The 17,428-nt window shown below is 68.5% G+C and carries 15 protein-coding genes and 1 tRNA gene; 5 read left to right on the top strand and 11 right to left on the bottom strand.

Annotation, left to right across the window (positions count from 1 at the left end; genetic code table 11):
- The coding region (locus tag OXS49_RS09035) for a hypothetical protein (protein ID WP_267423651.1) at positions 1-568 on the top strand (568 nt) is incomplete at its 5' end.
- Positions 569-572: 4 nt separating this feature from the next.
- Positions 573-1,217, top strand: a complete 645-nt coding sequence (locus tag OXS49_RS09030; RefSeq protein WP_244004183.1) for a hypothetical protein — start codon at positions 573-575, stop codon at positions 1,215-1,217.
- Positions 1,218-1,333: 116 nt separating this feature from the next.
- On the opposite strand, the gene OXS49_RS09025 is transcribed toward OXS49_RS09030, so the two are convergent.
- The 10 genes from OXS49_RS09025 to OXS49_RS08980 form a co-directional block, all read right to left on the bottom strand.
- Positions 1,334-1,408 (bottom strand) — tRNA-Thr (locus OXS49_RS09025).
- A 95-nt stretch (positions 1,409-1,503) separates the two neighbouring features.
- On the bottom strand, positions 1,504-1,935 hold the full coding sequence (locus OXS49_RS09020; protein WP_267423647.1) for an NUDIX hydrolase: 432 nt from the start codon (positions 1,933-1,935) through the stop codon (positions 1,504-1,506).
- A gap of 238 nt (positions 1,936-2,173) precedes the next feature.
- The gene (locus tag OXS49_RS09015; RefSeq protein ID WP_267423645.1) at positions 2,174-3,724 is read right to left on the bottom strand and encodes a heme biosynthesis HemY N-terminal domain-containing protein; all 1,551 of its coding nucleotides are present in this window, start codon (positions 3,722-3,724) and stop codon (positions 2,174-2,176) included.
- A 125-nt stretch (positions 3,725-3,849) separates the two neighbouring features.
- Entirely contained in the window at positions 3,850-6,864 is a 3,015-nt protein-coding gene (locus tag OXS49_RS33610; protein WP_346016940.1) for a uroporphyrinogen-III synthase, read from the bottom strand.
- A 15-nt stretch (positions 6,865-6,879) separates the two neighbouring features.
- Positions 6,880-7,755, bottom strand: coding sequence for an aldose 1-epimerase family protein (locus tag OXS49_RS09005; protein WP_267423643.1), 876 nt, complete (start codon positions 7,753-7,755; stop codon positions 6,880-6,882).
- Between the two features lie 65 nt (positions 7,756-7,820).
- Positions 7,821-9,572, bottom strand: coding sequence for an ABC transporter ATP-binding protein (locus OXS49_RS09000; protein ID WP_267423641.1), 1,752 nt, complete (start codon positions 9,570-9,572; stop codon positions 7,821-7,823).
- A 79-nt stretch (positions 9,573-9,651) separates the two neighbouring features.
- Positions 9,652-9,969: a hypothetical protein gene (locus OXS49_RS08995; RefSeq protein ID WP_267423655.1), complete on the bottom strand. Its 318-nt coding sequence runs from the start codon at positions 9,967-9,969 to the stop codon at positions 9,652-9,654.
- Between the two features lie 92 nt (positions 9,970-10,061).
- Positions 10,062-10,748 carry a DNA-binding protein gene (locus OXS49_RS08990; RefSeq protein WP_267423639.1) on the bottom strand — a complete coding sequence of 229 codons (687 nt, stop codon included), beginning with the start codon at positions 10,746-10,748 and terminating at the stop codon, positions 10,062-10,064.
- Positions 10,749-11,103: 355 nt separating this feature from the next.
- On the bottom strand, positions 11,104-11,994 hold the full coding sequence (locus OXS49_RS08985) for an FkbM family methyltransferase (protein WP_267423637.1): 891 nt from the start codon (positions 11,992-11,994) through the stop codon (positions 11,104-11,106).
- Complete coding sequence (locus OXS49_RS08980) at positions 11,987-12,958, bottom strand: hypothetical protein (protein WP_267423635.1); 972 nt, start codon at positions 12,956-12,958, stop codon at positions 11,987-11,989. The genes OXS49_RS08985 and OXS49_RS08980 overlap by 8 nt, the downstream gene beginning before the upstream one ends.
- 542 nt (positions 12,959-13,500) lie before the next feature.
- On the opposite strand from OXS49_RS08980, the gene OXS49_RS08975 reads away from it, so the two are divergent.
- Positions 13,501-14,166 (top strand): response regulator transcription factor, encoded by a 666-nt coding sequence (locus OXS49_RS08975; RefSeq protein ID WP_267423633.1) that lies wholly within the window; start codon positions 13,501-13,503, stop codon positions 14,164-14,166.
- Positions 14,166-15,491, top strand: a complete 1,326-nt coding sequence (locus tag OXS49_RS08970; protein ID WP_267423631.1) for a sensor histidine kinase — start codon at positions 14,166-14,168, stop codon at positions 15,489-15,491. Before OXS49_RS08975 ends, OXS49_RS08970 begins: the two co-directional genes overlap by 1 nt.
- A 114-nt stretch (positions 15,492-15,605) precedes the next feature.
- Here the strand turns inward: OXS49_RS08970 and OXS49_RS08965 are convergent, their stop codons facing one another.
- Positions 15,606-16,997 (bottom strand): PLP-dependent aminotransferase family protein, encoded by a 1,392-nt coding sequence (locus OXS49_RS08965; RefSeq protein WP_267423629.1) that lies wholly within the window; start codon positions 16,995-16,997, stop codon positions 15,606-15,608.
- 113 nt (positions 16,998-17,110) lie between these two features.
- Here OXS49_RS08965 and OXS49_RS08960 point away from each other — a divergent pair, with 113 nt between their 5' ends.
- Entirely contained in the window at positions 17,111-17,401 is a 291-nt protein-coding gene (locus tag OXS49_RS08960) for a DUF1127 domain-containing protein (protein WP_267423627.1), read from the top strand.
- Positions 17,402-17,428 lie beyond the last annotated feature (27 nt).

Below are 17,428 nucleotides of genomic sequence, written 5' to 3'. Positions count from 1 at the left end.
CGCGCCTGGGATCGGCGCGACCGGACCGGCGATCGATGCGGCGGGCTGTGTGGTGCGGTTCAACAATGCCTTGGGCTTCGGCGACGGGACCGGATGCCGCGTCACGCATCTCGCTTTGGTCAATCGCGGCGGCCAGGCGCGGGAATGGCTGGCCGACCGGGGCTTCCTGGAGCGTCCAGTCGTCCGCGCGGCGCAGGCCTTCATCCTGCCCTTCCCGATCCTGCCGGCGGCGCACAACGTGCCGGAGCCGATCTGCTGGACCCGGGAGATGCTGACGCTGCTGCAGCCGCTGGGCCGCCCGATCCACCTCCTGCCCGAGTTCTTGCACGCGCAGGCGCAGGCCGGGCTCGCGCCCTGGACATCAGGGACGCCGAACCCGAGTACCGGCTTCCTCGTGACGCTGGCGCTGCTGCTCGGCCGCCCCGCGCACGCAAAGCCGGCGCAGGCCTATGGCTTCGGATTCGCCGGCTGGCCCGGCCATCCTTGGTCCGCAGAGCGCGCGTGGTTCGCCGCTGCCGAGGCGGCCGGACGCATCCGCGTGCATCCGCCAGCCCCGCAGGAACGCTGACATCATGGCCACGCTGATCACGGTGTTGAAGAGCGGCGGGCGCTACGACGCGACCTGGGTCGCCCGTCTCGCGGCCGGGATCCGCCGCCACGCCCCGGTCTTCGAGCGCATGCTCTGCCTCACGGATCTGCCCGTGACCGTCCCGGGCGTGGAAACGGTGCCGCTTCGTCACGACTGGCCGATCTGGTGGGCCAAGATGGAGGCGTTCCGCCCCGGCCTCAGCAGAGGGCCGACGCTCCTGTGCGATCTCGACACCGTCCTGACTGGCCCAGCCGACGCCCTGGCCGAGCCGGGCCTAGCCGCCATGGAGGATTATTTCCATGTGGGCCGCCTCTCGAGCGCGCTGCTGCGCTGGTCCGGCGACGAACTCGCCGACCTCTACACGACCTTCGCGGCCGATCCGGAGCACTGGATGAGTCCGGGCTCCTGCGGCCCGGTGCCGAACGCCGTGCACGGCGATCAGGTGGTGATCGACCATCTGCTGCGCCTGAGCGGCCGGTCCCCGGACTTCCTCCAGCGGATCAACCCGGGCCTACTGGACTTCTACGATCCCCGTCGCGCCGCCCACGGCCCGGTGGTGATCTTCATCGGGGCATCGAAGCCCGATACAGCAACCGGTCCCGTTCACGCGGCCTGGGCCGGACTTTGATCAGTCTCGGGAAGCAGCCCGGGCCAAACGCTGGTGCGGCGATGCAGACGTGACAGTCTGGGGCTCAGACTCCGATGGAGCCTATGCCGTCAAGCGTCGATGATGATTGGTGAAAATGGTGCTGCGAGAGAGGATTGAACTCTCGACCTCTTCATTACCAATGAAGTGCTCTACCACTGAGCTACCGCAGCCGGTGTCCGGGGCGCCCCTGCGGGGGGCGTGTCCGTCCGGTCGAGTGGGGCCATAACGGATCGCCGCCGCGTTGGCAACGCCGCATCCGGAGGTTTTACCAGCGGCAGGCGGCGCGGATCAGGGCGGCAAGCCCCGGCTCGGCGACCGCCTCGGCGGCCTCCGCGGGCGTGAACCAGCGCAGGTCGCGCTGATTCTCCTCGGGGAAGTGCTTGAGCTGCTTGCGAACCTTGAGCGGGAAGACCTTCACCTGGCACTGGACGGCGTCGAGGTTCTTCAGGCGCTTCTGGTAGAGGTAGTGACCGATCGGCCGCTTGCCGATTGCTCCGCGCAGCCCGGCCTCCTCGTAGGCCTCGCGGGCCGCAGCCTCGAACGGCTTGCGCCCCTTCATCGGCCAACCCTTCGGGATCACCCAGCGCCGGCTCTCCCGCGACGTCACGAGCAGGACCTTCTGGTTGCCGTCCCGCCCGAACCGGAACGGAAGGGCTCCGACCTGCCGCCGCGGCTCGCCGTCATCCTCAAGAATCATTAGGGCCGCCCCCCGGTTTGCTGTGCGGGGTTCGGGATCGACCGAGCCGGCGGCGTATCCGAGGCGGGCATGAGAAGGCGGATGATCGGGTCCCCGGGGTCGGAAGCGGCGCGCCACCACGGCATGACGGTCTTGACGCACGAGTACAGACGCTTGCGCGCGGGACACTCGGGCCGCAAGCCCCGATACAAGACTTGCACCACCAATTTTGTCTTTCACCGAGCCCGCCCGTGGGCGATCAGCCGGTCTTGAGCACCCCGCGCTCGGCGACCTTGGAGGCCGGCAGCGCGGCCGCCGTCATCCCGGCTGAGACCGGGTCCGGCCCGGTGGTCTTGGGCTCCGTTCCGGGTGCCGGAGCGATGCCGCGCGCCACGACGACGTCCGATCTCGTCACGCTCGGCCGCGACGGGGCAGGACTGTCATTGCTCGGAGCAGCGGGGACCAGGACGGGCGCGGGCGCATCGGCGCGCTCCGCGTTTGGCTCGACCACGGCGGGAGAGGCCAGGGTGTTCGGCGGCTCCTGCCACGTGAACGCATCCACGCGGCCGCTGACCGGCGAGACCGGCGCCCAGGTCTCGGAGGCGATTCCGTCGGCGATCCAGATCCGGTCGCGCGGGGCGCGGGCGGCGCGGGCCAACCATTCGCGGGCTTGGCCGGAATTGATGCCGTGCTCGGCCTCTTCGATCGCGGCCATCATAAGGCAGGACCGCGCGGTCGGACGGTCGGTGAGGAGCGGCTTCACGGCCTCTCGGGCCCGCTTGTAATCGCGTGCGTCCAGGGCGGCCTGACCGAGGGCAAGCCGCGACTCGGGATCCCAGACTGACAGCTTCGCCAGGACCTCAGCCCGGGCGAGGCGGTCACGGACCGAGTCGCCGGTCCGCAGGCCGAGATAGACCTTGGCGAGGTCGGGATGGGGGTTGGCCTTCCAGGCCGCTTCGACAATGCGGGCCGCCTTCTTGAAATCGCCGCGGCGGGCCAGCAGCCGGCCGGCGATGCAGGCGGCCGGGACGAGGTCCGGGGCCAGCTTGACGGCCTGGAGCGCGCGCTCGGTGGCGACCTCCGGCTCGCCGGCCTCGCGCTCGCCCGCGATCGCGGTCAACAGGACGGCCCGCTGACGCCGGGCGGTCGCCTTGTCGATCAACCCGAGCGAGGAGCGGCGCTCGATGGTCTCCAGGGCCGCGCCCCAGTCGCCGTCGGTGCTCTGGGCCTCCAGCAAGGCCTCGTTGGCCCAGGTTACGCTCGGGGCGAGGCGGGCGGCCTCGGTGGCGTAGGCGCGGGCGGACGTCTCGTCCTCCCGGCGACGGGCCTCCACGAACAGGCCGCGGAGACCCAGGACCCGGGTCTCGGGGTCGTCGACCATGCGCTGGAAGGCGCTTTCGGCGGCGTCCCGGTCGCCGGAGATCTGAGCCGCCTGCGCCTTGAGCAGGAGGGTCAGCGGCTCGGTGCCCAGCAAGCGCTCGGCGTCTCCAGCGTACCGGCGGGCGGCCAGCGGATCGCCCGAGCCGACCGCCACCATGCCGCGGGACAGAGCGGAGAGGCCCTTGGTCCGGCGCCGCTCGGCGGAGCCGCGGACCAGGGCTTCCGGTAGGCCGATCACGCCGCGCACGACCGCCCAGAAAAGCCCCAGCACGATGGCCGCGGCGATCACCCCGACGAGGGCCACCGCCAAGCTGGTTCCGATCTGGTAGCCGTTCCACACGACGGTGACGGTGCCGGGCCTGTCGGCGATCCAGACCGCCCCGAAGGCGGCGAGTGCGAGCAGGGCCAGGAAGGCGAGGGCGCGCCACATGGGGTCAGTGTCTCCTATCGACGGCCGCGCGGCGACCGTCGCTCAGTGCGGGAGGGGCGGGGCGCCTGCACGCCCGCCCGGAGGAGTTGCGGCCGCGCGACGCGCGGCTTGACGCCGTCACCGTCTTAGCGGCCGGGCGCGGGGGTGGATGCAGATGCGCCAGAGCCTTCGCCGGTTGGCAGCGCCTGGAAGGCGTTTCCGATGAGCGTCCGCGCAGCCTGTTCGGCCTCGGCCCGCGCCTTGAGCTTGGCGCCGAAGTCGCCGGCCTCGTCCCGTGCCTCGGCCGGCAGCGCCGCAAAGGCCATGGCAGCCGCCGGGAGGTCGGCGCGATCGAGGGCCGCCTGGACCTTCGCCTCCGGCTGATCGGCAGCTTCCGGGGCCGGGGCATCGGCTTTGCGCACCTGAACGAGGCCATCGGCCATGCTCAGGAGCTTGGCGCGGAAATCGCCGCTCTCGGCGGCCATCTTGGACTGCTGCGCCCGCCGCTTGGCGGCGATTCGCTCGGCGACCGGCCGGAACGCGTCCGCCAACTGAGAAGCCGTGGGTGCACCGGTTTCCGCGAAGGGGGCGAGCGCCTTGGCCTGCGCGTCGGTCGCGGGATCGAGCTTGCGTAGGCTCGCAAGCGGCTCGGCGTAGGCCGATCCGGATTCGAGCGCCGAGGCCACGCGGTCGGCGACGACCACCCGCAGGGCCGCCTGGACGGTGGCGGTCTGAGCCCGCTGCGCCACGCTCTTGTCCAGCGCGGCGATCTTGTCGGCCTGCTCCTGAAGCCGGCGGTCGACCGCCTTCGTGGCTTCCGCAGCCTGGGTCTGACCCGCCTCGGCGGCGGTGCGGCTCGCCTGCATGGCAGCCTGAACCGCCTCGGTGGCGGCCTTCACCCGGCCTTCGAGGGTCTGCTGGAGCGCGTCGAGGCGCTGGCCGAGGGCGGCATCCGCGTCGGCATTCGCCTTGGTCTTCTGCTCGACCTCGCCCTGCAGCGCAGCGAGTTTCTTGGAGGCGTCCGCGTCAGCCCCGTTCGACTCCAGCGCCTTCAGACGGGCATCGAGATCGACAAGTTGCTTGCCGTTATCCTGGACCGCGCCGAGCTTGGAATCCGCCGGCTGTTCGCGGCCGGGCTCCTCTTGGAGCGCGGCCACGCGCTGATCGAGATTGTCGAGGCGCGCCGCCAGATCGGCCGGCACCGCCGGCGCCGAACCAGAGGCGGAGCCATCCGGAGCGGAAGCAGCCGGCGCAGGGGCGCTTCCCGCCTTGTCGAGGGCCTGCTTGGCCGTCGTTTCAGCAGTACCGATCCGCTTGTCGAGGGCGTACACGGCATCCCGGGGCGCGAGCCCGTCCAGACGAGTGCCAAGGGCCGCGATCTGCCCGGTCAGCTTCTGATCGAGGGCGTTGAGACGCGGATCGGGTCCGAGCCCGGCCGTCTCGGCGCCGAACAGGAGCCCCGCGCCGATCACGCCACCGAGCAGGCCCGCGGTCGCGAGTGAGCCGAACCCGGCCCGCGCCCGGGCCGCTGGAGCGGCCGCCGTGGTGCTGGCGGCGACACCCGGGATCGGACCCTTCACGGACTCCTTCGGCGACTCCTTGCCACCCGTCTTCACCTCCGGACCCGGCCCCTTGCTGGGGGCGGGCGGATCGGGGACACGCTTGGCCTTCATGTCGAGGATCGGACCGGCCGTGACCGTACCGGCGCTTACGGTGCCGGCGGCACCCGTGGATGCTCCGCCCGGACGGGATCCGGCCTGCGGCCCGGAACCCGGCTGCTGACCCGCGCCCGGCTGGCCGGGCTTCGGCGGCTCGGTCCGCGCAGCCTCCGGCTTGCCGGACGCGGCACTGGTCGCGCCCGTCTTGGACGCGGTCGCAGCGGAAGCCGATGCGGCGGCCATCTTCGCGGCTTCCGGCGCCGGGGCAAAGCCTGGCTTCGGCGTGTTTGACGGGTTGGTTTCGGGCTTGCCGGACGCATCCTTGGGCGGGGTCATCCCGGTCGCTTCAGTCTTTACGACATCGGGCTTAACGGCGCTCGGCTGCGCGGCCGGACCGGTGGATGGCTTGGCGCCGTCCGGAGCCGAAGCCGGCTTGCCAGCCTCGGGCTTCGCGTCGCTCGTTCCAGGCTTGGCGGCGACGACCGGCTCGGTCGCAGGCCTGGGCGTCGCACCGGAAGGCTGCGGTGGGCTCGCGCTCGGCCCCGACGGGCTCGGCTTCGCGCCTCCGGTTGCGCCGGCCGCGGACGCACCGGGCCGGGTCTCGACGCCGGACGGATTGGTCTGCCCGGGCTTGGCGGGCGCAGGATCCGGTCTGCGGCCGCCGGATCCGGGCTTGTCGGCGTCGCTGGGTGGTGGCGTCACGGGCAAGTCCTCCAACTCTTCGGCGTCGCCGCGCCCCCCTAGCACCGCCCCGGCCCTTGGCGCGAGGGCGAGATACGGCGGCCCGGCCTCCCTGTCACCGCACGCCGGGCCAGGCGGCGGCGCGAGAGCGTCCAGCATGTCCGTTTCCCGCGGACACGCCGCGACGAAATGGACCGGAACACCCGCCGCTTCCAGGGGTGCGGCAACGTCCGCCGACAGGCAGTAATGCCTCAGGCGGCGGAAAGCTCCGCCGTGGCCGGCGTCTTCCGCCAAAGCGTGGGCGATCGCGGCGCTGCGCCGGGAGTAATGCAAGGCGGCGTCGAGGTTTCCGTCGGCGAATGCGCGGTCGACCGAATCGGGCAGGGCCGGCAGGGCCTCCGCCGCGTAGGCTACGAAAATCGCGACCCGGAACCCGGCCGCCGCAAGCGTCGCCGCAGGCTCCGGCTTCCGCTCGGCCCCGGCCGCGTGGAGCAGGTGCGCTCCGGGCGCGAGGATCCGACGCGCCAGGGTGGCGAGGCCGGCGGCATCGCCGGGCCCCGCGTGCACCGGACCGAACCCGGCGTCTGCCGCCAGCGCCGCCGTGCGCGCGCCGACCGCGAAGACCGGCAGCCCCCGCAGCGACGCGGCGCCCCACAAGGCTGGCATTGCGTTGGCGCTGGTCAGCAGCAGCGCATCGAACGGGCCGTCGGGCGGCCGTTCCCCGGTCGGCCGCACCGCCAGGACCGGGGCCACGAGCGACGCGTGGCCGCGCGCCGCCAGAGCCGCGCCGGTCCGCGTCGCGCCCGGTTCCGGCCGTGCCACCCAGACGCGCAACCCTCACACGTCCAGGGTCAGGCGGACGCCGTGGCGCGCCTCCGCCCCGGGTGGCAGGAGGCGCTGAGAATCCCGCTCGGTCAGGTCGCCGGAAAAATCGGCCCAGTCGGCGTAGCCCGTCCAGCATTCGAGCGAGAGAAAGGGTGCCGTAGGCTTGGTCCAGACCGCGAGATGCGGGAAATCCGCCATGTCCATGCGGATCGCCTTATCCGGCCCGGTGAAGCGCATCGCGCGGCTGCGGGCGTTCCGAAACACGAAGGCCTCGGTGAAGAGCGCCGGATCGAGGGGCAGCGTGTCGCCGGAGAGGGGAATCGGCTGCTCCGCGCGCAGCAGCAGGCCGCCGGGGCCGACCTGGGGGGCGAACGGCTGCTCCGGATGCTCGAAGACAACCGCGTAGCCGCCATCCTTCGCCCGCGTCCCGCCCGCGAAGGGCCACGGGAAGGCCGGGTGGAACCCGAGCGCGTAGGGCAGGGGCGTGTCGCCCGGATTGGCGACGGTCACGTCGAAGTCGAGGGCCGCCGGGCGCACCCGGGCAGTGACGTCGAGCCGGAACGCGAAGGGATAATGCGCCCGGGTCTCCGGCCCGTCGGTCAGGCGCAGGGTCACCGCATCGACGCTTTGCTCCACCACCGTGAAGGGCAGGTCCCGGGCGAAGCCGTGCTGGCCCATCGGGTAGCTTTCGGACCCGACCTTCACCTGCCCGCTTGCCGAGGCACCGACCACCGGGAAGAGCCAAGGAGCATGGCGGTTCCAATGGGCCGGATCGCCGCTCCAGAGGTACTGGGTCCCGCCGACCCGCCAGGAAACCGGCTCGGCGCCGTGGGTGGCGAGCGTCGCCGTGGTGCCGTCCGCTGCCCTCAGCTCGATGCGCGTGCTCACGGTGGTCTCCCGGTCATGCTTTGGAGCCGAGGTAACGGAGGTGGGCCAGGACGCAAGGGGCGTCGTCACGCCGCCGTGCCGAGGCCCGGCAGCACCGCCTCGGGCGGCCCGGAGGCGACCAGCCGCCCCGCCTCCAGCACGTGCACCGCGTCGGCGCCCTCCAGGGTCGAGAGCCGATGGGCGATCAGGATCAGCGTCCGCCGGCCCGATAGAGCCCGCAGCGCCCGCATCACCGCGCCCTGCGTCTCTTCGTCGAGGGCCGAGGTCGCCTCGTCGAACACGATCACGTCGGGGTCGTGATAGAGCGCCCGGGCGATGCCGAGACGCTGGCGCTGGCCGCCCGAGAGCCGCGCCCCGCGCTCGCCGACCCGCGCGCCATAGCCGTGAGGCAAAGCGGCGATGAAGTCGTGGGCGCCCGCAAGCTGCGCCGCCCGCTCGACGGCAGCGCGGTCCGGCGCATCCACGCCGAGCGCGATGTTCTCGGCGACGGTCCCGTCAACCAGGAATACGTCCTGCGGCACGTAGCCGATGCGGTTCTGCCACGCCGGGAGCGTGGCGGGATCGAGGACGCGGCCGTCCACCGTGATCCGCCCCGCGCCGGGGCTCAGGACCCCGAGGATCAGGCCGGCCAGCGTCGACTTGCCCGAACCGGTCCGCCCGGCGAGGCCGATTGTGGTGTTGACCGGGATCGTCAGATCGATCCCCGCCAGCGCTGGGCGGCCGGTGCCGTAATCGAAGCCGACGCCCTCCAGGCGGATCGCCTGCGTGAACGGCAGGCGCTCCGTGGTGCGGGGCAGGGTGGCACGTTCCAGAGCGAGTTCGTCGACGATCACCCGCACCGCCGGCAGGGTGAAGCGCATCAGCGCCACCGAGGTGAAGATGTTCTGGAAGGCTGGCAGCATCCGGTAGCCCGCGAAGGCGAACAGCCCGAGCAGCGGCAGGATGCCGGCCACGTCGAGCCCCTGGGCGAGGGCGAACAGCACCACCACGATCACACCGCCGAAGGCGAGCGCCTCGATGACGAAGCGCGGCATCTGCCCGGTGAGCAGGCTCGCCGCGGTGGCGGCCGCGTAGGCGCGGGCCGGGGCGTCGAACCGGGCCGCGAAGGCCTCGGCACGCCCGTAGAGCTTCAGCTCGGTGAGTGCTCCGAAGGTCTCGTGCACGAGCCGGAAGCGGGCCTCGTTGTCGGCCACCGTGCGCGCGCCGAGGCGGGCGAGGCGGGCGCGCATCACGAGGTAGATCCCGACATAGAGCCCGCCGAAGCCGCCCCCGAGGATCAGCGCGAGCTGCGGCGCGTAGACCAGCAGGAAGGCGATCACGGCGAGCGCCGAACTCGCCCGCGAGGCCAGCACGGTGGCGGGCGTCAGGGCGCCGACCACGAGGCGGTCGGTCTCGGACAGCACGTTCTTGGCGAGCTCGGCGCTGTTGGCCTGCGTGAAGAACAGGCGCTCCCGATCGAGATAGCGAAACAGCAGGCGCCGGCTGAAGCCGTAGCCGGCCAGATGAGTGAACCGAAGCTGGGCGTAGGTCAGCCCGGCATTCACCAGGGCGGTGACGAGGATCGCCGCCAGCGCCGCGCCGCCGGTGACCAGCAGGAAGCTGCGCTCGTCGGCGAGGCCGAGGAAAGCCCGCGTATGGACCAGATAGGGGATCCGGGTCGCCGCCGAGGGGTCGCCCACCAGCGTCAGGAACGGGATCACTGCGGCGACGCCGACCACCTCCAGCACCGCCGCCACCGCGAGGCCCAGCGCGATCAGGGCAAGCCGCCGCCGGTCGGGCGCCCGCATGGCGCGGACGAGGTCGATCAGCGCGCGCATGGCGTCGGGGGTCTGGGTCGGGCGGCTCGCATGGCCGGGCCGGGCTTAAGGGCGCCGCCCCGGCCTGTCCACGCCGGGCTCAGTCGAGCTTCTTGAGCGAGCCCAGATCCACGTCGCCATTCTCGCTGGAGAAGGTCAGCGTCTTCGACGACCCATCAGCCTGCGACACACCACCGATCCGATGGTCGCCGCTGTCGTAGGTCGAGACCTGCCCGTCGCGTTCGATCAGCAGGCGCTGCTTGTCGGGGAAGAACGCGTATTTCATCCCGTTCTGTGCGCCGCTGGTCGCAGGCTCGCCGAGGTCCTTCGGCCACCAAGGCTCCATGCCCTTCATCGGCTCCATCGGCTTCATGGGTTCCATGCCCTTCATGGGTTCCATGGGCTTCATCGGTTTCATCGGCTCCACGACGCGTATCTCCTGTTGGCTCTCAAGACAGGAGGACGCGGCAGGGCGGGAAGGGTTGCATGCCATCCCGCCCCGGCGCGGGATTACACCGGGGGCCGCTCGCGCGCCGGTAGCTCCCGGACCTGCCCGTCGAAGCCGACATGGAGCTGATGCTCGCGCCCGTCCTGGTCCTTGGCGGCAACGTCGAGGTGGCGTGGTCCGCGGCCGGTGACGCGCACGTCGCTGTAGCCGGCCGCCTGCACGGAGGCCGTCAGGGCCGGGAGGTCGAGCGTCAGCCCAAGGCCGATCCGGTCCTTGGCCCAGTCGAGGCTCCCCATCGGCGGCCCGCCGGCCGGCCCGAGCACGACCTTGCGCCCGTCTCCGTGGGTGAGCACGCTGGCGTGCAGGAAGCCTGTCTCGAACCGGCCCTGCACCGTGACGGATTCGCCCCTGGCGACGAGCTTGCCGTCCTCGCCAGCGCGGCCGGTCTCCACCAGCGCACGGCCGGTCGGGTCCTGGACCACGAACTTGTTGCCGAAGATCTCGGTCACCGTACCCTTGACCCCGGTCGCCCCGGAGGGGACCAGCGCCTGAATCGCCACCGGCTCGACCGGCGTCGGCTGGAACGCCGTCTCCTGCGCCAGGGACAGGCCCACGGCCCCAAGCGCCAGCGGCGTCGCCAGGGCGGCCAGAACCCAGGTCCGCCGCAGGACAACCCGAGTTCTCGGCGCCGCGGCCCTGGGCTCGCGGACTTCGTGTGCTGAACTGTTTATGGTCTCGTCGTCACTCATGATAGTCACGTCCTTATGAAAGCGACCGGATCCGTTCGATCCGATGCCTCTCCGTAAGGAACCGCAGACAATCCGGACTGAACCGCCCGGTTCAGCCCCTATTAAAGCCGTCCCCTAAAGGGATCCGACGCGCAGGGCGAAGCCGGAGCGCATGTGACGTCAAGGGCTTGGCCGAGGTCGCAAATGCAAACTGTCTCTGCATCAGTGCCTCTCAAAAAATTCTCGCTGCGCTGTCGTGGCCAGAGGGAGAACTCCCAGTGATTTTGAGTTTTGTGAAAGGCACTAATCATTCAGTCTCACTCAGTTGCCCGAAATCCAAACCGTCAAGCTGAATTTCTTGCGGACTTGTGGCTACTTAACCAGTACCTGCCTCATGCACGAATATCGCGTTATTATGTATTAGACCATCATACCGATATCCAATTTTCTCAAGATTTCGGATCATTTTCCAGACATCGCCATGATCATACTCTATACACAGCACTCGCGGCAAAATTGGCGCATCTTTCATGCCATCAATCACCGCATTTTCTGCGCCCTCTACATCGAGAATGAAAAGATCGACATGCGGCAATGGGTGCTGCTTCAACAAGGTTCGATAGGTCAGTGTGGCAACTTCATATACTTCAAAGCGGCATCCCTGCGCCAGCAGATCGTCGAGATGCTTCTTCGTATGATGCAATGAACCATTGCCAAAATTACGACCGTAATGTGGATGAATTGCATGTTGAAATAGCGACCGCGCATCACAGTCGGACAGAGCCGCGTTAACATTGACTGCTCTCGGACGATTGATACACAGCGATTTGAAAGCATCGGGGGACGGCTCGACGTTTATGCCTGTCCAACCCAGGGTTTCTTCAAAGAACAGTGCGGATGATTCACTAACACCGTCGAAGGCCCCACATTCAATGAAATGCCCGGGGCGCTCTTGCATGTCGTTAAAGTAACGCCGAAAAAGCAATTCATCCTGCGGTGGCTTCCACTGCCCGTAAAAGCGGGCGGTCGCGGGTAAATTGGGGGCAGGGCGTCGAATATCAGCAAGGCGCCGTTCGAATAACGCTATATAGTGGCGAGCCACCTCGCCCCAATTGGTATCGGTCAGACGATGGCGGTCGATCCGCGCCTTAGATTTTAGATCGTCAATTTGGGCGATCGCTGTCTCAATTTTTCGAGAAATATCGTCGGGATCATTAGGATCAAACCAGATTGCACTCCCGCCGATTCGCGACAAATGTTCACGCATAACGGGGATGTCTGAACAGGCAACAGGAACTCCTATCGTTAGCGCCTCCGATACGGGGAAACTGCCCCCCCCCTTCTCCCAACGTAGGCATGACCAGGAGTTCGGCCCGGCGAAGCACTGCACCATAGATTGGATCTGGCAACATGCCGAGACCCCAAACATCTTCTGCCCAGACTAGGCCAGCATTAGCCACAGCGCTATTGATATGCCCCCCATATCCCGAAGTTGATTTTGGCAATTCGGAGGTCCCAGGCCCCGTTAACATCAATGGTAATCTTTTCGAACAACGGCCAAGCGCAGTAATAAGGGCAATATGGTTTTTATGCGGGAAGACAGTTGCCGGACATATGATGTAGCGATCGGGAAGGCCAACCAACGAAACAACGCTGTCAGTTTCTAATGCTTTGTGGTCTCCCGCAAGTGGAACGAGATTGCTCTGGCCGGCTTGGCCGAAAAGAGTCAAAAGATCGGTCTGGGTACTGTGGGAACTCAGCGCAATGGGTACGCGCCAGTTTAATAATTGTGATAAAACAGCTGTTTCGCCATCTATTATCCTAGCAACGATCTTTCTGGTGAACTCATCCAGCAGAGGCATGATTTTATTTTGGTGCCGGAGAAGAATGACGTCATGAATGGTTGCAACCGTTTTCTTTGCGAGTAACTCCGAAATCAGATGCCGGTGAGCCCAGGGCAACCAGATAAGATCGGCGTCCGCTCCGACCACGTCCGGCACCAGAAAAGGAGAACCATTGGCGGCTTTGGTCGGTGCGATTTCGTCCTTAAAGATCTGGATAGAAATTTTTTTCTCATTGAATACTTCAATATATCGTTCAAGCGCCTGCCCCCCACTGACCAAATCGAAACTGTGACCCGGTATTTTTAAAAGTTTGCCCACGAGCTCCACAACAAAGCGCAACCCGCCTCCTTGATTTGCAACATAATCGACAATTCGAATGTGCGGCATTGGGGAAACTCACGTTTGTGATTTGCAGAGAACAATTAAATTGAAAGGTGACATAAATCCGAGGGTAGTTTGACGTTTTTCACGTTAAACTATAGATCACAGCTGTATTTTTATTATGGTCAAGCTTTAGGCCAGCGATTCAGCGCCCATCATAGGGCAATCGGGTTGATTCGGGCACAATATGATGAAAAATCTCAAATTTATTGCGCATCCTTCTGCGATCCCAAGAAAGACCGACTATTCTTGGATTTTGCTCAGGTCAGTGCATTTTTTTTAAGGGGCTGTTTATAGGATCTAGGTTTATTGATTTGCGATCGATAATCTTTTATATTGAGTTAAGTCGATTTGGATGATCATTTTTTGTCTATCCTGTTCACGATCGAGGCATTCGGAGTCGAGAAGCCGAGCATCGACGTTTTCGACGAGGGCCCTGACGGCGCCGAGGCCGGAATCGTGGGGAGCGCCGATATTGCCAAATGTTAGGTTGAATACCTTAGTGCAAGCAGAGGGCGCGGTTCAGCTGGGCCGCGGAGGATGGACGGGTGAAGATCCTGCTGGTGGAAGACGATGCGGCGCTCGCCGCCGAGGTGGCCAAGGTCCTGCGGGCGGAGAACTTCGTCCTCGACCACGCCGCCACCGGTGAGGACGCCCAGCATCTCGGCGAGACCGAGGGTTACGATGCGGTCGTGCTCGATCTCGGCCTGCCGAAGGGCGACGGCGTCTCGGTCCTGCGGGCGTGGCGCGCGGCCGGGCGGACCCTGCCGGTGCTGGTGCTGACCGCCCGCGACGGCTGGAGCGACAAGGTCGCGGCGTTCAAGGCCGGGGCGGACGATTACCTGGTCAAGCCGGTCCGCGTGGAGGAGCTGGTGATCCGCCTGCGCGCCCTGGTGCGCCGGTCGCAGGGCGGGGGTGCCAGCCGGATCGCTTGCGGCCCGCTGAGCTTCGACCCTGGACTCGGCGCCTTCGAGCAGGACGGCCTTCCGCTCAAGCTCACCGGTCTCGAATGGCGGGTCCTGTCCTGCCTGATGCTGAACCACGAGACCGTTGTGCCGCGCCTGCACCTGATCGAGCGGGTCTACGAGGGCGATGCGGATGTCGATTCGAACTCCGTGGAGGTGATCATCACCCGCCTGCGCCGGAAGATCGCACCGGCGCGGATCGAGAGCGTGCGCGGGCACGGCTACCGGCTCCACGCGGATCCCGCCTGATGTCGGCAGCGACACCCCGCCGCTCGCTCCGGACCCGCCTGCTCGGCGCCGCCCTGGTGCTGGTCCTCGCGGCCCTGGTGGTGGCCGGCCTCGCCATCGGGGTGATCCTGTACCGGTTCGTGCGCGGGCAGCTCGACGGCCGGCTGGACGCCCAGATCGTCGCCCTGCGGGCCGGGCTCGAAGCCGGGATCCTGCCGGAAAATCTCGATGTGCCGCCCTTCGACCGGCCCGGCCCCGGCTGGGCCTGGGAGGTGCGCCGCGGTCCCGAGACGACCCGCTCGGCCTCCCTGCGCGGTGGCGACATCCGCCTGTCCGATCCCGGGCCGGAGGACGATCCGGGCCGCCCGCACCCCGCCTGGAGCACGGGCCCCCGCGGCCAGCCGCTCTACGCCCGCATCCTGACCCTGCCGGGGACTCAGCCCGCCACGATCGTGGTGGCGGCCCCGGAGGGCGAGCTGTACGGGCCGCTGCGCGAGGCGCTGACGAGCCTGGCTTTGGCGCTGGGGATCCTCGGCCTGTGCCTGCTAGCCGGATTGGCGTTCCAGGTGCGCCTCGGCCTCGCGCCGCTGCAGCGCCTGCGGACCGATCTCGCCGCGGTGCGGGCCGGGACACGGGAACGGGTCCCGGCGGAGCAACCCGCCGAGATCGCGCCCGTGGTGGCCGAACTCAACGCGCTCCTCGACCAGAACGCCCGGAACCTCGAGCGCGCCCGGGGTCACGTCGCCAACCTCGCCCACGCCCTGAAAACGCCGCTCGCCACCCTGTCGATGGCCCTGGCCGCCCCGGCACGCGATCCGGACGGGGCGCTTCGACGGGAGGTTGAGGATATGGACCGGCGGGTCCGCCACCATCTGCGCCGAGCCCGGGCGGCGGCGCTGGCGGGCTCGGCCCGGACCCGCACGCCCCTGGCGCCGCAGTTCACGGATTTGCGCGATGCGCTCGTGCGGCTCTACGCCGAGAAAGGCGTGGTGATCGCGCTGGCCGTACCGGACGACCTCACGGTGTCGTGCGAGGGCCAGGACCTCGCCGAGATGCTCGGCAACCTCGCGGACAATGCCTGCCGCTGGTGCCGGGGGCGGGTGCAGGTCTCGGCGGCTGCGGCGGATGGCGCGGTTCGGGTGCGGGTGGAGGATGACGGGCCGGGCCTCGACGCCGAGGCCGCCGCGGCCGTGATGGCCCGCGGCCGGCGCCTCGACGAGGGCGTGCCGGGCCACGGCTTCGGGCTGCCCATCACCCTGGAGCTGGCCGAACTCTACGGCGGCGGGCTGACGCTCGGGCGCGCCGACCTCGGCGGCCTCCGGGCTGAACTGGTCCTGCCGGCCTGATCGGCAAAGTCCTGGTTTCGAAAGGTCCGGGACCTTTCGTGGGTGAAGGGCAAAACCCTTCTGTCGGGCTCCGCCCTCACGACGCGCCAAAGGGCACGCCCTTTGGAAACCCGTTTAGCGCAGTGTCTCGCGCAGGATCGGGCGGATGCGCGGGTCGATGCAGTGGGCGACGTTGAAGCGCATGTAGCCGTTCCAGGCTTCCGACAGGCTGAACGACGTCCCGGGCGCCAGCACCATGCCGCGGGCCAGCGCCCGGCGGGCGACCTCGGCGCCGTTGCGCCCATCCGGCAGGCGCATCCACAGGAAGAACCCGCCCCGCGGCTGCGCCCAGGGCTCCAGGCCGCAGGCGCGCAGCTCCGCGGAGGCCTGCACCATCGCGGAGGCAAGCCGGCGGCGGGTCTCGGCGAGGTGGCGCCGATAGGCCCCCTCGGAGATCAGCGCGTGCACCAGCGCCGCCGTGATATGGCCGTTGCCGAGGCTCAGCGCCAGCTTGAGATCGACCAGCGGCTCGACCCAGTCGGCCCGGAGCGCAATCCAGCCGCAGCGCGCGGCGGCCGACAGGGTCTTGGAGAAGCTGCCGATCTGGATCACCCGCTCCAGCCCGTCGAAGCCCGCGAGACGCGGCGCGGCGTCAGGCTCGAGATCCCCGAAAATCTCGTCCTCGACGATCAGCGTGTCGTGCGCCTCGCACAGTTTCAGGACCCGGTGCGCCACATTCGGCGCGAGGCTCGCCCCCGTCGGGTTCTGGAGGGCGGCGTTGGTCAGGTAGAAGCGCGGCCGGTGCTGCTCCAGCAGGGTTGCGAGCGCCCGCAGGTCTGGCCCCTCCGGGGTGATCGGCACGCCGACCACCGTGACGCGCTGGGCGCGCAGCAGCGCCAAGAAATTGAAGTAGCAGGGATCGTCCACCAGCACGATGTCGCCGGGCTGGAGCAGGAAGCGGCAGACGAGGTCGAGCGCCTGCGTGGCTGATTCGACCAGCACGATCTGGTCGGGCTCGGTGCCGACGCCCTTCTCGCCGACCTTGCGGGCGATCTGGCGGCGCAGGGGCTCGTAGCCGAGCGGCCGGTCGTAGTTCGTCATCTCAGCGAGATCGGCCAGGGCCACCCGGCGCAGGCCCCGCCGGATCGCCTCGTGGGGCATCCACGAATCGGGCAGCCACCCCGCCCCGGGCTTGAGCTGATCGGCACCCGCCTGCTGCGCCTGCCGCGTGATCCAGAGCGGATCGACGATCCGGTCGAGCTGCGACCCCATCGCCTGGAGCGAGAGCGGCCGGGTCTTGCCGGCGACGTAGAAGCCGGAGCCCGGCCGGGCCACCACGGCGCCTTCCGCGGCCAGCCGCTCGTAGGCTTCCACGACGGTGGATTTCGAGACGCCCATCGTGTCCGCGAAGGCGCGCACCGAGGGAATCCGGACGCCGGGCACCAGATGCCGGGCCGCGATCCGATCTCGGATCTCACCGACCACCGCCTCGACGCGCGTCCCGGGGCTTCTGACTGCGACCGACATCCGTACGGCTCGACTGACCGGACAATTCGTTAGAACCGTACCGAAGTGTTCCTGTTGCCGCCAGTCCTGCTGGGCCAGGATCGCTCTACCCCAGAGACATGGAGGAGGGGATCATGGACCAGTGCCTCACGCAGAGCGCCGCCGCCCGACCCACATGGATCGCTCGAGCGGCGCGGGCGATCGCCGAGGCCTCCGCGGAGATCCGAGCCGGCCTGTCGCGTGCGGCCATGAACCGGCGCGTGATGCACCGGCTCTCGACGCTTTCGGAGCGCGAATTGAAGGATATCGGCCTGTCCCGCCAGGATGTGGCGGATGCCTTCGGACCGGGGATCGGCGATGCCATCGACCTGTTGAATGGCCGCCGCGACGAGCGCCGATCTGCCCGGGCGACGCGCCGGTGGTGATCGGGCGGACGAGGTCGTAGGATCCGC

The organism is Methylobacterium sp. GC_Met_2 (assembly GCF_026540795.1).
Taxonomy (GTDB): Bacteria; Pseudomonadota; Alphaproteobacteria; order Rhizobiales; family Beijerinckiaceae; genus Methylobacterium.
Note: the sequence above shows the minus strand (reverse complement) of the source record. Positions and strands in the feature narration are given on the sequence as shown.

Excerpts from the sequence above, each read along its gene's own strand:
- OXS49_RS08960 (WP_267423627.1), top strand. The coding sequence starts at position 17,111 with ATGGACCAGTGCCTCACGCAGAGCGCCGCCGCCCGACCCACATGGATC.
- OXS49_RS09020 (WP_267423647.1), bottom strand. The coding sequence starts at position 1,935 with ATGATTCTTGAGGATGACGGCGAGCCGCGGCGGCAGGTCGGAGCCCTT.
- OXS49_RS08985 (WP_267423637.1), bottom strand. The coding sequence starts at position 11,994 with ATGCGTGAACATTTGTCGCGAATCGGCGGGAGTGCAATCTGGTTTGAT.
- OXS49_RS08980 (WP_267423635.1), bottom strand. The coding sequence starts at position 12,958 with ATGCCGCACATTCGAATTGTCGATTATGTTGCAAATCAAGGAGGCGGG.
- OXS49_RS08990 (WP_267423639.1), bottom strand. The coding sequence starts at position 10,748 with ATGAGTGACGACGAGACCATAAACAGTTCAGCACACGAAGTCCGCGAG.
- OXS49_RS09000 (WP_267423641.1), bottom strand. The coding sequence starts at position 9,572 with ATGCGCGCGCTGATCGACCTCGTCCGCGCCATGCGGGCGCCCGACCGG.
- OXS49_RS08965 (WP_267423629.1), bottom strand. The coding sequence starts at position 16,997 with ATGTCGGTCGCAGTCAGAAGCCCCGGGACGCGCGTCGAGGCGGTGGTC.
- OXS49_RS08995 (WP_267423655.1), bottom strand. The coding sequence starts at position 9,969 with ATGAAACCGATGAAGCCCATGGAACCCATGAAGGGCATGGAACCCATG.
- OXS49_RS09030 (WP_244004183.1), top strand. The coding sequence starts at position 573 with ATGGCCACGCTGATCACGGTGTTGAAGAGCGGCGGGCGCTACGACGCG.
- OXS49_RS08970 (WP_267423631.1), top strand. The coding sequence starts at position 14,166 with ATGTCGGCAGCGACACCCCGCCGCTCGCTCCGGACCCGCCTGCTCGGC.
- OXS49_RS09015 (WP_267423645.1), bottom strand. The coding sequence starts at position 3,724 with ATGTGGCGCGCCCTCGCCTTCCTGGCCCTGCTCGCACTCGCCGCCTTC.